13 protein-coding genes are annotated in these 14529 nt (G+C 72.0%); 8 read left to right on the top strand and 5 right to left on the bottom strand.

Annotated elements, in window-relative coordinates; translation table 11 throughout:
• Positions 1-141: 141 nt before the first annotated feature.
• From DP939_RS41130 to DP939_RS41100, 7 genes are read left to right on the top strand one after another with little or no spacing between them, the layout of a single operon-like run.
• Positions 142-999: an alpha/beta hydrolase gene (locus DP939_RS41130; protein WP_225878831.1), complete on the top strand. Its 858-nt coding sequence runs from the start codon at positions 142-144 to the stop codon at positions 997-999.
• Complete coding sequence (locus DP939_RS41125; RefSeq protein WP_113986268.1) at positions 999-1760, top strand: ABC transporter ATP-binding protein; 762 nt, start codon at positions 999-1001, stop codon at positions 1758-1760. Before DP939_RS41130 ends, DP939_RS41125 begins: the two co-directional genes overlap by 1 nt.
• A complete protein-coding gene (locus DP939_RS41120) occupies positions 1757-3502 on the top strand; it encodes a branched-chain amino acid ABC transporter ATP-binding protein/permease (protein WP_113986267.1) in 1746 nt (581 codons plus the stop codon). Before DP939_RS41125 ends, DP939_RS41120 begins: the two co-directional genes overlap by 4 nt.
• Positions 3503-3529: 27 nt before the next feature.
• On the top strand, positions 3530-4678 hold the full coding sequence (locus DP939_RS41115; protein WP_113986266.1) for an ABC transporter substrate-binding protein: 1149 nt from the start codon (positions 3530-3532) through the stop codon (positions 4676-4678).
• 40 nt (positions 4679-4718) lie between these two features.
• Entirely contained in the window at positions 4719-5594 is an 876-nt protein-coding gene (locus DP939_RS41110; RefSeq protein ID WP_113986265.1) for a branched-chain amino acid ABC transporter permease, read from the top strand.
• Positions 5595-5603: 9 nt separating this feature from the next.
• Positions 5604-6725 carry a zinc-binding dehydrogenase gene (locus DP939_RS41105; RefSeq protein ID WP_199565746.1) on the top strand — a complete coding sequence of 374 codons (1122 nt, stop codon included), beginning with the start codon at positions 5604-5606 and terminating at the stop codon, positions 6723-6725.
• A 39-nt stretch (positions 6726-6764) separates the two neighbouring features.
• On the top strand, positions 6765-7724 hold the full coding sequence (locus tag DP939_RS41100; protein ID WP_113986264.1) for an aldo/keto reductase: 960 nt from the start codon (positions 6765-6767) through the stop codon (positions 7722-7724).
• A 12-nt stretch (positions 7725-7736) separates the two neighbouring features.
• On the opposite strand, the gene DP939_RS41095 is transcribed toward DP939_RS41100, so the two are convergent.
• From DP939_RS41095 to DP939_RS41085, 3 genes are all read right to left on the bottom strand, one after another.
• A complete protein-coding gene (locus tag DP939_RS41095) occupies positions 7737-8495 on the bottom strand; it encodes an HAD family hydrolase (RefSeq protein ID WP_113986291.1) in 759 nt (252 codons plus the stop codon).
• A 106-nt stretch (positions 8496-8601) separates the two neighbouring features.
• Complete coding sequence (locus DP939_RS41090) at positions 8602-9459, bottom strand: glutamate ABC transporter substrate-binding protein (protein WP_225878829.1); 858 nt, start codon at positions 9457-9459, stop codon at positions 8602-8604.
• Positions 9456-10169 carry a response regulator gene (locus DP939_RS41085; RefSeq protein WP_225878828.1) on the bottom strand — a complete coding sequence of 238 codons (714 nt, stop codon included), beginning with the start codon at positions 10167-10169 and terminating at the stop codon, positions 9456-9458. The genes DP939_RS41090 and DP939_RS41085 overlap by 4 nt, the downstream gene beginning before the upstream one ends.
• 287 nt (positions 10170-10456) lie before the next feature.
• Between DP939_RS41085 and DP939_RS41080 the strand changes: the two genes are divergently transcribed.
• On the top strand, positions 10457-13402 hold the full coding sequence (locus tag DP939_RS41080) for a hybrid sensor histidine kinase/response regulator (protein WP_225878825.1): 2946 nt from the start codon (positions 10457-10459) through the stop codon (positions 13400-13402).
• 26 nt (positions 13403-13428) lie between these two features.
• Here DP939_RS41080 and DP939_RS41075 read toward each other — a convergent pair whose 3' ends face one another.
• Both DP939_RS41075 and DP939_RS41070 read right to left on the bottom strand, forming a co-directional pair.
• Positions 13429-14088: a 4'-phosphopantetheinyl transferase family protein gene (locus tag DP939_RS41075; RefSeq protein ID WP_113986263.1), complete on the bottom strand. Its 660-nt coding sequence runs from the start codon at positions 14086-14088 to the stop codon at positions 13429-13431.
• A 61-nt stretch (positions 14089-14149) separates the two neighbouring features.
• Positions 14150-14398: a DUF5988 family protein gene (locus tag DP939_RS41070; protein ID WP_113986262.1), complete on the bottom strand. Its 249-nt coding sequence runs from the start codon at positions 14396-14398 to the stop codon at positions 14150-14152.
• Positions 14399-14529 lie beyond the last annotated feature (131 nt).

Genomic DNA, 14529 nt, shown 5'->3' with positions numbered 1-14529 from the left:
GATACGATTTGTGCCTGAACAAAAGGCACCGGGCAGCCGGAGGTGACGATGCCCCTGCACCCCCAGGCACGGCGCATCATCGATCGGATTCCTCTCGCCCCAGTCACAGACGGTCCCGCCGCGCAGCCCGATGTGGCCGCGATGCGGGAGGAGTTCCGCAGGGCCTGGCCCATCCCCGACGATCTGCCACCGGTCGGGCACGTCACCGAGAAGGTCGCCCCGGGCCCCGCGGGTGACATCCCCGTACGCGTGTACACCCCCGAGGGCCCCGGCCCGTTCCCCGCGCTGGTCTGGTACCACGGGGGCGGCTGGACGATCGGCTCCATCGACGAGAACGAGTACGCCTGCCGCACGATCTGCGCGGGCGCCGGGGCCGTGGTCGTCTCCGCCGACTACCGGCTCGCCCCGGAGAACCCGTTCCCGGCCGCCGCCGACGACTGCTACGCCGTCTTCCGGTGGGTCCACGACAGCGCCGGCGACATCGGTGTGGACCCCGCACGGATCGCGGTCGGCGGGGAGAGCGCGGGCGGCAACCTCGCCGCGGTGACCGCGCTGCGCGCCCGCGACCAGGACGGTCCCGCCATCGCCCTGCAACTGCTGATCTCCCCGGTGCTCGGCCACCCCGACGACGGCCGCGCCTCCTACCGCGACTTCGCCGACGGCTACTTCCTCACCAAGTCCTCGATGGACTGGTTCTTCACGACCTACCCCAAGGCCCCCAGCGACCTCGACGACCCCTACCTGCTGCCGCTGCGCGCCACCGACCTGTCGGGTCTGCCGCCCGCGCTGGTCCTGGGCGCCGAGTACGACGTGCTGCGCGACGAGGGCGAGGACTACGCCCGCGCGCTGCGCGAGGCGGGCGGCCAGGCCGAGGCGGTCCGGATGCCCGGCCTGATCCACGGCTTCTTCGGGCTGCTGTCCACCGAGCTGTCCCCGGCCGCCGACGCCCACGCGCGGGCGATCGAGGCGCTGCGGTCCGCTTTCGCCAGGAGTGTTTGATGTCCGAACAAATCCTCGATGTGCGTGACATAAGTGTCGCCAGGGGCGATGTCCCAGTCGTGTACGACGTCACGCTCGGGGTCCAGCCGGAGGCCGTCACCGTCCTGCTGGGCGCGAACGGCGCGGGCAAGACCACCCTCCTGGACGGCATCGCCGGGCTGGCGAAGACCACCTCGGGAACGATCGGCCTGGGCGGCCAGGCCATCGCCGGGCTGCCCACCTACCGCAGGGCGCACGCCGGGCTCGGCTACGCCGAACAGGCCCGCACGGTCTTCAAGTCCCTCACCGTCGAGCAGAACCTGCTGGTGGCCAGGACCGGCAACGGCGACCTCGGCACCGCCTACCGGCTCTTCCCCGAGCTGGAACGGCGGCGCGCGCTGGGCGCCGGGCACCTGTCCGGCGGCGAGCAGCAGATGCTGGTCCTGGCCCGCGCGCTGCTCGGCGAGCCCAAGGTGCTCCTCATCGACGAGATGTCGCTCGGCCTCGCGCCCGTGGTGGTCCGCCGGCTGATGGGCGCGGTGCGGGAGCTGACCTCTCTCGGCATCGCGGTCCTGCTGGTCGAGCAGTTCGCGCACCTGGCGCTGGAGATCGGCAGCCGGGCGTACGTGCTGCGCAAGGGCCGCGTGGTCTTCGAGGGCCCGTGCGCCGACCTGGCGGGCGACGACGACCTGCTCAAGGAGTACTACTTCGGCACCGCCGAAGATTCCCCCCAAGATGACGACACCGCCGAGAAGGTCGCGGCGGAAGGCGAGGCCCGGTGAACGTCAGCGAGCTTCGTCCCTGGGGGATCGGGCTGCTCCTCGCCCTGGCGGCGTGCGTCGCGCTGCCCCTGGCGCTCCCGCCGTACTGGATCTACCTCGCCATCGCCGCCATGGTCAGCTCCGTGCTGATGCAGAGCTTCGGCGTCATCGTGGGCCGGGCCGGGGTGATGTCCCTGTGTCAGATGTCCTTCGCGGCGATCGGCGCGTGGGTCGTCCTCTGGCTCAACCTCCGGGACGCCCCCGGCGGCTTCCTGCTCTGGCTGGTGCTCGGCGGCCTGGCCGCGGTGCCCGTCGGGGTGGCGATCGGGCTGCCCGCGCTGCGCATCCGCGGGGTCAACCTCGCGGTCGTCACGCTCGGCTTCGGCGTCTCCACCGACATCGTGCTGAACGCCAACCAGTTCCCCGGCACCAGCGAGTTCAAGAGCCTGCAACGCCCGGCGCTGTTCGAGAGCGACCAAGGCTACTTCGTGCTGACCGTGATCGTCTTCGTGCTCATCGCGATCGGGCTCGGCCTGTTCAACCGGACCAGGCTCGGCCGCTCCTGGACCGAGCTGCGGCACTCCGAGCAGGCCGCCGCCGCGCACGGCATCTCCGTCGCGCGCAGCAAGCTCGCCGCGTTCGCGATCAGCGCGTTCGTCGCGGGCATCGCGGGCGGGCTGATGGTCGGGCAGATCAGCTCGGTCGTGTCCAGCAACTTCGCGATGATGCAGTCGGTGGCGATGTTCGCGGTGGCGGTCCTGATCGGGCCGCACCACCCCGAGGGCGCCATCATGGGCGGCATCTTCGGCGCGGTGATGGCCACGCTGCTGGACACCATCGGATTGCCCCAGGACGTCGGCGGCATCCTGTTCGGCGTGGCGGCGATCTTCGCGCTGCGCAGCGGGTTCAGCCAGACCGACTTCACCAGGATGAGGAAGCGGGAGAAGGACGCGCGGGCGCTGCTGGCCCGCGAACGCCCTCCCGTACCGGACCTGCCACCGCCACCGCCCCCCACCGGGGACGGGCGCGGCGACCGCCTGGCCGTACGCGGGCTGACCGTCCGCTTCGGCGAGGTCGTCGCCCTTTCCGGCGTGGACCTCACCGTGCCCGAGCGCGGCGTCGTCGGGCTGATCGGCCCCAACGGCGCGGGCAAGTCCACGCTCATCTCCGCAGTCACCGGCTTCCTGGCCGGTTACCAGGGCACGGTGGAACTGGACGGCAAGGCCATCGACCGCTACAGCCCGAGCGTCCGGGCCCGCCACGGACTGCGGCGCACCTTCCAGACCACGGCCATCGCGCCCGAGCTGACGCAGTACGAGTACCTGATGATCAGCGCGGGCCGGAGCCTCGGCCGCGGCGAGGCCGAGGCGCTGCTGAAGTTCTTCGGCTGCCCGCCCGGCGACGTGCCGGTCTCCATCATCGACGCGGGCACCCGCCGGCTGCTCGACGTGGCCGCGGCCATCGCCGCCCGGCCGCGGGTGGCGCTGCTCGACGAGCCGGCCGCCGGGCAGTCGCTGGACGAGTCCATGGAGTTCGGCCGCAGGCTCGCCGAGGTGCCCGAGCGGTTCGGGGTGTCGGTCCTGCTGGTGGAACACGACATGCAACTCGTCAGGGCCGCCTGCGAGCAGGTGACCGTACTCGACTTCGGGCACGTCATCGCGTCCGGCCCGACGCACGACGTGCTGGAGAACCCGGCCGTCAGGGACGCCTACCTCGGTACGGCGGACGTCCCGCTCCTTGATACCGCACCTGTCCAGCCCTAGATATTTTCAGCCATAGGAAGTGGCAGCATGAAGCACGCACGCCTGGTCGGTTTGGTCGCATCGCTGGTATTAGGAGTGACCGCCTGCTCCGGCGGGAACTCGGCCTCCGACACGATCAAGGTGGGGTCGATCAACGGCATGACCGGCCTTTTCCAGACACCGGAGGTCGCCCCCGCGGTCAAGGCCGTGTTCGAGGAGGTCAACGCGGCCGGTGGGATCAACGGGCGCAAGCTCGAACTGATCAGCAAGGACGACGCGATGAACCCGCAGCGGTCCACCGAGGCCGCCCGCGCCCTGATCGACTCCGAGGGCGTCGTGGCGCTCGTCGGCTCCTCCAGCGCCGTGGACTGCGGGCTCAACCGGACCATGTACACCCGGAGCAACATTGTCTCCATCCCCGCGGTGGGCGTCGACCCGGCCTGCTTCACCAGCCCCAACATCGCGCCGGTCAACCCCGGCCCGTTCAAGCTGCTGACCGCGCTGCTCTACTACGCCTCCGAGACGCAGAAGCACGACAAGGTCTGCCTGGCCTTCACCGTCCTGCCGGGCAGCGGCGGCGGCATCGACGCCGCGATCAAGGAGTGGTCCGACCTCACCGGTAAGTCCCTCGCCGTCAAGGACACCTCGGTCGGGCAGGGCGACCCCACCCCCTACCTGGTCAAGCTCAAGGCGGGCGGCTGCCAGGCGGTCATCTACAACGCTCAGGTCGGGCCGTGGTTCGCGCAGGCCAAGACGCAGGGCATGACCGACGTGGACTTCATCATGATGGCCAACAGCTACACCGACGCCAACGCCAAGCTCATCCCCGAGGGATTGAAGGCGTACGTCGGCACCGAGTGGCAGCCCTACACCGACGAGACGCTGCCCGGCAATGACCGCTGGTCGCAGGTCGTCACTAAGAACAAGATCCAGAAGACCGCGTTCAGCCAGGGCGCGGTGATGGCCGCGGACGTCTTCGTCCAGGTGCTCAAGGGCATCAAGGGCGAGATCAACCGCGAGTCGGTGACCAAGGCGTTCAAGTCCATGCAGCCGATCGACTACCCGCTGGTGGGCACGCCGTGGGTGTTCGGCCCCGGGCAGGCGCACAACCCGATCGAGGGCAGCCGGTTCGTCAAGGCCGAGGGCGGCGCCTGGAAGGTGCTCCCCGAGGGCTTCATCGTCCCCGGCAAGAACTAGCCCTCGGCACCTACCTGCACCTCGGGAAGGGGGCGCGCACATGGTCGGATCAGTGGTCGCGGGCCTGACCAGCGGCGGCGTATACGCGCTGCTCGGGCTCTCCATCGTGCTGACCTATCGGCTGGCGGCGGTGGTCAACTTCGCCATGGCCGTGGTCGGGGCGATGGGGGCGTTCGTGATGGCCTCGCTCACCGACATGGGGCTGAACGTCTGGCCGGCCCTCATCGTCGGGGCCGTGTCGGGCGGGCTGCTGTCCGCGCTGCTCGGCGCGGGCCTGGTCCGCTGGTTCGGCGCGCACGCGCTGCGTACCAAGGCCGCCGTCACCGTCGCCGTCTACGTGGCGCTGATGGCGCTCGGGCTGCGGCTGTTCGGCAGCGTCACCACCGGCGCGCGGCGCTTCCCGCAGCCGTTCGACGCGCCCGCGTTCGTGGTGGGCGACGTGGTCGTGCCGCAGGCCGCGCTGGTCTCGCTGGCCCTGGCGGTACTGATCACCGTCGGGGTGACGCTGCTGCTCGGCCGTACGATGTTCGGCCTGCGGCTCCAGGCGATCTCCGAACGGCCGGCCACCGCCGAGGTGGTCGGCATCCCCGCCCCGCGGCTCGCGATGGCCGTGTGGACCGGCATCGGGGCGCTGACCACGCTGGTGATCGTCCTGGTCGCGCCGCGCCTGGGCGGCGACTTCTCCACCCTGGGCAACCTGGTCACCACCGCCCTGGCGGTGGCCATGATCGGCGCCTTCCACAGCCTGTGGCTGACGCTCGCGGGCGGACTGCTGCTCGGCTGCCTGGAGGGCGCGGCCGCCTCCTTGGAGGCCGTACAGGCCTATCGGGGGGTGCTGCCGTTCCTGGTGATGCTCGCGCTGCTGTGGTGGCGAAGCCGGCACGAGGTCTGGGACACCGCCACCGCCGCCAGATGAGGAGACCGCATGACACCCCCCGGCACGATCCCCGCGTCCACGCGGGCGGCGGTCCTGCGCGCCCACGGCGAGCCGCTGGTCATCGAGGAGCTGCCGCTGCCCGGCGAATGCGCGCCCGGCTCGGCGGTCGTCGAGGTGACCTGCGCGACGCTGTGCGCGACCGACGTCCACCTGTGGAGCGGGGCCATGTCGTTCCCCGGCATGCTCCCGCTGGTGCTCGGGCACGAGATGGCCGGCCGGGTGGTGGCGCACGGCGAGGACACCCGCGACGCGCTCGGCCGGCCGATCAAGGTGGGCGACCGGATCGGCTGGTCGGAGTCCACCTGCGGGCACTGCCACGGGTGCACGGTCCTGCGTGAGCCGGTGGCCTGCGCCAACCGCGGCTACGGCTTCACGCAGCGGGCCGACGCCTGGCCGTACGCCACGGGCGGCCTCGCCGAACACGCCTACGTGGCCGCCACGTCGCAGAAGCTCCTGCTGCCCGACGACGTGGCCGACACGTGGGCGGCGGCGTCCGGGTGCGCGGTCAAGACCGTCGTGCACGCCTTCGAGCGGGCCGGCGGCCTGCGCCCGGGCGCGAACGTCGTGATCCAGGGCGCGGGCGGGCTCGGCCTGGTCGCCACCGCCCTGGCCACGGCGGCAGGGGCGGGCGTGGTCATCACGGTCGGCGCGCCCGCCGCCCGGCTCGACCTGGCCACCAGGTTCGGGGCGGACGTCACGATCGGCCTGTCCGGCGAACCGGCCGACCGGGTGGCCGAGGTGATGGCCGCCACCGACGGCCGGGGCGCCGACCTCGTGCTCGACATGGCGGGCGCGCCCGGCGTGGCGGCCGAGGCGGTGGACATGGCCGCCTGGGGCGGCAAGTACGTGGTGGTGGGCACGACGGGCCCGCGCCCGGACCCGGTCCCGCTGGGGACGGTGATGGGCAAGCAACTGGCCGTGCTGGGCTCGCTCAACGGCGACATCGCCGACTACCACCGGGCCATCGAGTTCCTGCGCGAATTCCGCTCGTTCTTCGCGTGGGACGAGTTGTTCAGCGAGCCGGTCGGACTCGCGGGCGCCTCGGACGCGCTCGCCGCGATGTCCCGGCTGGAGCAGGTCAAGGCCGTGGTCCAGCCCGGCCTTTCTTGATCACCGAACGAACATGGTCACCGAACGAACGGAAACCAGATGAGCACGACGATTCCGATCCGCCGCCTCGGAGGGGACGGCCCGCTGGCCTCCGTCCTGTCCCTGGGGTCCTGGCACACCTACGACCGGATGGACTTCGGCGACGCGGTCGCGATGTTACGCAAGGCCGTCGATCTCGGCATCAACCTGTTCGATGTCGGGGTCTACAGCATGCCCGGCTACCCGCCGGTGTTCACCGACGTGCTGTTCTCGGCCATGGTGCGGGCCGCGGGGATCAAGCGGGACGAGTACCTGCTGTCCACCAAGCTCTGGCTGGACGGCTACCCCGAGCGCCCACTGCGCGCCCAGTTGGAGAACGCGCTGTTCCGGGCCGGCGTGGACCGCGCCGACGTCGCGGTGCTCGGCGACATCCGCAGCGACCGCGTCAACCTCCAGCGCCTCGCGCTGGACCTGGCCGCGCTGGAGGCCGACGGCCTGATCGGCTGGTGGGGCGTCAACAACTGGTCGACCTCCACGATCTTGGAGATCCGCCGCCACGCGCATTCCGGCGGGTCGCCGGGGCCGCAGTTCGCGCAGCTCAAGTACAGCCCGTGCCGCCGGACCATCGCGGAAGGCGAGCCGTTCGCCGAACTGTGGGAGCTGGGCATCGGGCTCCAGGCGTCCGACGTCATGGAGGGCGGCATCCTGGCCGGGCGGCTGACCCCGACCCGCCCCATCGGGCGCGACCCGGGCGACGTGCGCAGCAAGATCATGGAGTCCGCCGAGGGCATCGCCCGGGTGGCCGCCGACCTCGGCACCACCCCGGCCCGGCTGTGCGTCGCCTTCTGCCTGACCCACCCGGCCATCGCCAGCGTGCTGTTCGGGGTCACCAAGGAAGAGCAGCTGCTGGACAACGTCGCCGCGCTGGAACTGGTGGAGAAGGTCGGCGCGGAACGCATCCGCGAACTGCTCGACCCCTTCTGGGCCGACCGCGACGCCGTGGACCCCCAGGGCCCCTGACCGGGCCGCGGGTCAGGCCCGCGGGCGCGTCAGCGCGCCCGCGGGGACCCGGCCGCGGACCGGGAGGCCCGACAGGTCGGCGACCACCAGGTCGGCCCCGCTCGCCCGCAGGACGTCCGCCGTGTTGGTCCGGCTCACGCCGACCACCAGCCCGAAGCCGCCCCTGCGCCCGGCGGTCACACCGGCCGGCGCGTCGTCCACGGCCGCCGTGCGCTCCGGGGGCGTGCCGAGCAGCCGGGCCGCCGCCAGGTACATCGCCGGGTCCGGGGTGCCCAGCAGGCCGAGCCCGGCGGCGTCGTTGCCGTCCAGCAGCGCGTCGAACAGCCCGGACAGGCCGGCGGAGGTGATCGTCGTACGGCAGTGCCGGCTCGCCGACACCACGGCGGTGCGGCAGCCCCGCCTGCGCAGCTCGTGCAGCAGCGCGACGGAGGAGGGGAACGCGGCCACGCCGTAGCGTTCGACCTCGGCCGCGAACAGCCGGTCCTTGGCCAGGCCGAGGCCGTGTACGGTGGCCGCCCCCGGCTCGTCGCCGGGGCCGCCCTCGGGCAGGGTGATGTCCCTTGAGGCCAGGAACGTGCGCACGCCGTCCAGGCGCGGCCGGCCGTCCACATGCCGCAGGTAGTCGGCCCGGATGTCGAAGGGCGCCGAGCGCCCCCGCAGGAACGGGTCGAACACCCGCTTCCAGGCCGCGGCGTGGATGCGCGCGGTGTCGGTGATGACGTCGGCGTCGAAGACGACGCCGGTCACCAGGGTCAGGTCGATGGCGGTGATGGCGGCCACGTTGACGCCCTCCCTCCGGTTGGTCCGGTGCCGTGATGGTACCGCCGTGTCGCCGCCCGTAATCAGTGCCGGTCCGTGAACGGCCGTCTCTGGTCGGTCAGCGGGCCGGTTTGGCGCGGCCGCGGTCGGCGCCCGTGATGCCGATGGTGTCGCGGAAGGCCCGGTCCCAGCGGCCGTCGCGGAGGTACTGGGTGAGGAGCCCGTTGAGGTACCGCCGGAAGGCGTGGTCCTCGCGGCGTACGCCGATGCCGTACAGCTCCCTGCCGAACGTCTCGCCGACCAGCCGCACGCTGTCCGGGCGCAGGCTCATCAGCCCGATAAGGATGCTGTCGTCGGTGCTGATCGCGTCGATCCGGCCGGACACCAGCGCGTGGGTGCACTCGCTGTAGGAGTTGACGACCTCCAGCTTGGCGCGCGGCGCGCGGGCGCGCAGCCGGTCCTTGGAGGTCGAGCCGTCCGCCGTGCAGACCTTCTTGCCCGCCAGGTCGTCCACGCCCCTGATGCGCGTGTCGTCGGCGCGGACCAGGATGTCCTGGTCGGCGTAGTAGTACGGGTCGGTGAAACCGACCGCCCTGGCCCGCTCCGGGGTGATCGAGTAGGTGGCCGCGATCATGTCCACCAGGCCCTGCTCGATGAACTTCTCCCGGTCGCGCGGCATGATCTCGATGAAGCGGACGTTGCGCTCGCTGCCGGTGAGGTCCTTGGCCACCAGCCGGGCCAGCTCCGCGTCGAAGCCGGTGATCCGCCCGTTGGTGGGATCCTTGAAGCCGAACAGCGGGTGGTCGAACTTGATGCCCACGGTGAGCACCCCGCGCCGCTCGATCCGCTGCAGGGTGGACTCGTCGGGGAAACCCGGGGCCGCCGCGGGTTCGGCGCAGGCCGCGCCGAGCGGCACCGCCGCCAGGACGGCCAGCGCGACGCGCACGACCCGGGCGGCGAGCCTCGCCCGGCTCACGTCACCCGTATCCAGTACCTGTGCTGCGGCCGTCCCTTCGGCCCGTACCGCAGCCCGACCTCGACGTGCCCGCGTTCGGAGAGGTACTCCAGGTAGCGCCGCGCGGTGGCCCGGCTGATGCCGATCGACTGGGCCACCTCGTTGGCCGAGAGGTCCGCCCCGGCCGACTCCAGCGCGCCCAGCACGGCGTGCTCGGTCTCCTGGGAGATGCTCTTGGGCCGGGCGACCTGGTCCATGTGCAGCGAGCGGAAGATCCGGTCGATCTCCTCCTGGTCCACCGTGGCCTCGGTCGCGGAGAACTGGTCGACCGCCGCCGCGTAGCGGGTGAGCGTCTGTTCCAGGGTGCCCATCCTGGTGGGCTTGACCAGGTAGTACAGCGCGCCGTGCTGCATGGCGGCCCGTACCGCGCCGGACTCCTTCCTGCCGCTGATCACGATGACGTCCGTGGAGGGCTGGTTGGGCCGCCGGAGCTGGTGGGCGACCTCAAGGCCGGGCAGGTCCGGGAGGTACAGGTCGAGCAGCACCAGCCGGGGAACGAGGCGGGGCACGGCGGCCAGCGCGGCGCGGCCGGTGTGGGTGACCCCGATCACCTTGAACCCCGGGACACGGTTGACCTGTGCTTTGAGGGCGGTCGTGACGACGGGATCGTCATCGACGATGAGGACCGTGATGTCCTTCGAGCCAGGGGGAGTTCCGATGGTCATCGTCATCGCCGCATCCAGGTGAAGGGACTGGACCTTCTATTTTTCGATCGTGTCATCTTATGTATATCGATGTTATTGCATGGGGCTTTAGTTTGTTCTGCTCACCGTGTCCCGCCCCTCCGATCCGATCCGCCTAATATCGGACCCCGACGGCCTCGGGGGAGGTGAGGGTACTGGTCTTTCGACGCTCGAGCCGCTTGGCGCACCGTACCAGGACACGCGCCACCGGCGGACGCGATACCGGAGTTCTGCGAGGGTCGCAGGGCATCGACGGCGACAACTATCGAAACTGGTTGCTCGCCGTCATCGTCATGTGGCTGCTGCTCGGGCTGCTTCCGCTCGGCCTGCTGACCTCGTCCAGCGTCCAGCTCTCCGAGGACGCGGTGAGCGACGAGGTCAGGGAACGGGTGGGCACCACCGCCGCGGTGAGCAGGGTCGTGGTGGACCAGCAGATGCTGTCGCTGAAACAACTGGTCAGCGCGTTCGCGCAGCGGCCGGAGATCGCCAAGGTCGTGACCTCCTCGGCGGGCGGGGTACGCGCCGGGCGGCCGCCCAGCCCCGACGTGGAGACGGCCATGGGCCGCTACCGTGACGAGCTGCGGCAACTGCGCGCCGGCGTCTCGGGCGTGATCGTGATCGATCCGGAGGGCTACACGATCGGGGCCGCGCCGCCCGGCGGGCTCCCGCAGGACTTCACCGCCACCGACTGGTACCAGGCGGTCCTGGTGCGCAACCAGGCGTACGTGTCGCAGGCGTACACGCCCCCGCGCGGACGCATCCGGGCGGTGGCCGTGGCCGCGCCGGTCCCGAAGGCGGGCGGCATCGGCATCGCCGGGATTCTGGTCGTCGTCTACAGCCTTGAGGCGATCCAGGACTTCACGTACGAGGCGGCCAGGGCCCAGGGCATCCGGCTGCTCATCACCGACCAGGCGGGCGTACTGGTCGCCGACTACGGGCGCAAGCTGGTCGGGCTGACCTCGCTGCGCGAGGACCCGCGGGTGGACGCCGCGCTGGCCGGGCGCAGGTGGTCCACCGACTACATGGGGTACGACGGGCCGGTGCTCTCGGCCTCAGAACCGATCCCCGGCATCGGCTGGACGGTCACCGCCGAAGTGCCCACCGCCGAGGCCATGGCGTCCGCGGGCCGGCTGCGCACCAGCCTGCTCACCGTGGCCGCGCTGGTCGCCCTGATGCTGCTGGCCGGGCTCGCGCTGCAGATCCACACCACCAGGGACCGCCGCCGCGCCCAGCGCGCGCTGGCCGTGTACGCCGACGCGCTGGCCTCCGCCCGCGATGAGGCGGTGAGCGCGTCCAAGGCCAAGTCGGAGTTCCTGGCCAAGGTCAGCCACGAGATCCGCACCCCGATCAACGGCATGCTCGGCATGAACTCCCTGCTGCTGCGCACCCGCCTGGACGACGAGCAGCGCCACTACGTGAGCACTGCCCAGGACTCGGCGCAGAACCTGCTGCGCCTGCTCGACGACTTCCTCGACCTGTCCACCATCGAGGCCGGGCATCTGGAGGTCTCCACCCTGCCGTTCGACCTGCCCAGGTTCTGTGACGAGCTGATCGCGCCGCTGGCCCCGCACGCCTACCGGCAGGGGCTGTGGCTCACCCTCGACCTCGCCGACGACGTGCCGCAGCATGTGGCGGGCGACCCGGTACGGCTGCGTCAGGTGCTCAGCAACCTGATCGGCAACGCGCTGAAGTTCACCTTCCAGGGCGGCGTGCGCCTGGAGGTGGGCCTGGAGCGCAAGATCAGCGACGTGCGGGCCGTGCTGCGGTTCACCGTGACCGACACGGGCGTGGGCGTCGGCGCGGACGACAGCGAGCAGGTCTTCGACATCTTCCGGCGGGTGGACTCGCCGATCACCCGCCGCACCGGCGGCAGCGGCCTGGGCCTGGCCATCGGCCGTCAGCTCACCGAGCTGATGGGCGGCAGCATCGGGCTGGACAGCGTGGAGGGCGTCGGCAGCCGGTTCTGGGTGACCGTGCCGCTGGACGTGATCACCTGGGCGCCACCCGAGGTGGAGGCGCTGCGCGACCTGCGGGCGCTGGTGGTGGACGGCACGCCGGACGACCGGGTGCTGACCGCGCGCATCCTCGCCGGCGCGGGCCTGCGCACCGACGAGGCGGCGGTCGCCCCCGGGGCGCTGGCCGCGCTGCGCCGGGCCGCCGAGGAGGGGAACCCCTACGACCTGGCCGTGATCGACCTGGACATGAACGCCGTGGCGGCCGACGAGGACGAGGGCTCGCTCGCCGACGCCGTGCTGTCCGACCCGCTGTTCGCGGCGACCGGGGTGATCGTGCTGATCGCGCCCGGCCGTACCCGGCACGAGTGGCCGTCCGCGCCGAACGGCAGCGACCGTTCGGTCCAGTCGGTCACCCGCCCGGCCAGCCGCCGACGGCTGCTCGCCGCCGTGGAGAACGCCCTGCTCACCGCCCGGAACAGCCCCGTGGCCCGCGAGTTCGCCGCCGCGCCCGCCGCCCCGGCCACGATCCTGGTGGCCGAGGACGACGAGGTCAGCCGCCAGGTGGCCAGGCTGGTCCTGGAGAAGGCGGGCCACCGGGTGGAGGTGGCGGGCGACGGGCCGCAGGCGGTACGGATGGTGCTGGCCGGCGACTACGACCTCGTCTTCATGGACTGCCAGCTCCCGGTGATGGACGGCCTGGCCGCCACCGAGCGGCTGCGCCGGGAGGAGGGGCCGCCCCGGCGTACGCCGGTCATCGCGATGACCGCCGCCGCGAGCCCCGCCGACCGCGCCCGCTGCCTGGCCGCCGGGATGGACGACCATCTCCCCAAACCGGTCGACTGGCAGGACGTACTGGCCCGCATCCCCACCTGGATCAAGCACGAGGAGGCCCGGCCTGAGGCCGAAGCCGAGGAGGACCTGGCCGGGATCGACGCCGAAGCCGAGGAGGACGTGGCCGGGATCGACGGGCTGACGCCGGAGGAACTGGCGGAGATCGCGCAGGCGTTCGCCGCCACCGTGCCCGCCGTACGCCGGGACCTGGCCGACGCCGTGGCGTCCGGCGACCTGCCGAAGGCCGCCGCCCTGGCGCACCGCCTGGCGGGCACCTGCGCCACGGTGGGCGAGTCGCACGCGGCCCGCCTGTGCCGCCGCGTCGAGGATCTGGCCCGCGACGGCGAGGGCGGCCCCGGACTCACCGGAGCGACCTCCGAACTGGACACCGAACTCGACGCCGTCACCGCGAGACTCGGCGAATCGCCGGACTGACGCCCTCCGGCGAAAACGGGGCGCCGCTACCCGGCGGGCAGCACGATGGCGGTGAGGATCAGGCCGTTCTTCACGAGCCACCGGCCGGTCAGCCGGGTCAGCGCGCCGCCGTTGACCGAAGGCCCCTCGACCAGCAGCCGGGCCTCGAACGCGCCGGTCAGCGGGTTGATCGTGACCTCCGCGTCCTCGAAGCCGAGCCACCGCCCGGCCAGCGGGAACCACACCTTGTAGACCGTCTCCTTGGCGCAGAACAGCATCCGGTCCCAGTGGACGCCCGGATGCGAACGCAGCGCCTCGATGATCGCCCGCCGCTCGCCCTCGGAGGTGACCGCGTCCAGCACGCCGTCCGGCAGCCTCTCGTTGGGCTCGGCGTCGATGCCGATCGCGGCGACGTTCGAGGTACGGCCGAGCACCGCGCCCCGGTAGCCCGCGCAGTGCGTGATGCTGCCGACGACGCCCTCGGGCCACACCGGTTCGCCGCGCGCACCCTGCGGGATCGGCGCGGGCGGCAGGCCGAGCAGGCCCAAGGCCCGCCGCGCGCACGTCCGCCCCGTGGTGAACTCCCTGCGGCGTTTGTCGACCGCCTTGCGGACGACCTCCTCCTCTTCAGGATGGAGGCCGGCGTCGGCAGGGTCGTCGGTGGTGTCCACCGCCACCACCGTGGGGGGCAGGATGATCTCGATCAAGCGGGCCTCTTCGTCCGGGGGGCATGCACGATCTCACGATAGGCGGGCCGGGGCCCGCCTTCTACTCGGCGATCGTGGTCCGCATGATCCAGCGGAACACCCAGGCCCCGGCGTCGCCGTCCGGGACGCGCTCGAAGTGCTCGTAGCCCGCCCCGCTGGCGATCTTCAGCCGCCCGGACGCCGCCTCGCCCGGCTCGACGCGCAGGCTCCGCGGCAGATGCGCGGGGCCGCCTTCCAGCGTCACATCGACCGGGCCGTCCGGGGTGGCGTCGTCGGCGGAGGGGGCGGTGAGCACGATGTGCTTCTTCATCTGGGCACTCCTCGTCGGCCGGGCCCGCTCGCGCGGGGCGTCACCTCGTAATCGCCATGGTGACGAACAACCGTGCTCCCGGCCATCCCCTATCCACCCCTGATGACCCCTTAGCCGGGGCCGCGCGGGCC

The sequence above is a fragment of the Spongiactinospora rosea genome, assembly GCF_003315795.1.
GTDB classification, from domain to species: Bacteria; Actinomycetota; Actinomycetes; order Streptosporangiales; family Streptosporangiaceae; genus Spongiactinospora; species Spongiactinospora rosea.
The sequence above is the reverse complement of the archived record's forward strand: the minus strand, read 5'-3'. Positions and strand labels throughout refer to the sequence as shown.

Bases quoted from the DNA above. Each gene is read 5' to 3' on its own strand.
- DP939_RS41130 (WP_225878831.1), top strand. From the start codon at position 142: ATGCGGGAGGAGTTCCGCAGGGCCTGGCCCATCCCCGACGATCTGCCA.
- DP939_RS41125 (WP_113986268.1), top strand. From the start codon at position 999: ATGTCCGAACAAATCCTCGATGTGCGTGACATAAGTGTCGCCAGGGGC.
- DP939_RS41115 (WP_113986266.1), top strand. From the start codon at position 3,530: ATGAAGCACGCACGCCTGGTCGGTTTGGTCGCATCGCTGGTATTAGGA.
- DP939_RS41110 (WP_113986265.1), top strand. From the start codon at position 4,719: ATGGTCGGATCAGTGGTCGCGGGCCTGACCAGCGGCGGCGTATACGCG.
- DP939_RS41105 (WP_199565746.1), top strand. From the start codon at position 5,604: ATGACACCCCCCGGCACGATCCCCGCGTCCACGCGGGCGGCGGTCCTG.
- DP939_RS41100 (WP_113986264.1), top strand. From the start codon at position 6,765: ATGAGCACGACGATTCCGATCCGCCGCCTCGGAGGGGACGGCCCGCTG.
- DP939_RS41085 (WP_225878828.1), bottom strand. From the start codon at position 10,169: ATGACGATGACCATCGGAACTCCCCCTGGCTCGAAGGACATCACGGTC.
- DP939_RS41070 (WP_113986262.1), bottom strand. From the start codon at position 14,398: ATGAAGAAGCACATCGTGCTCACCGCCCCCTCCGCCGACGACGCCACC.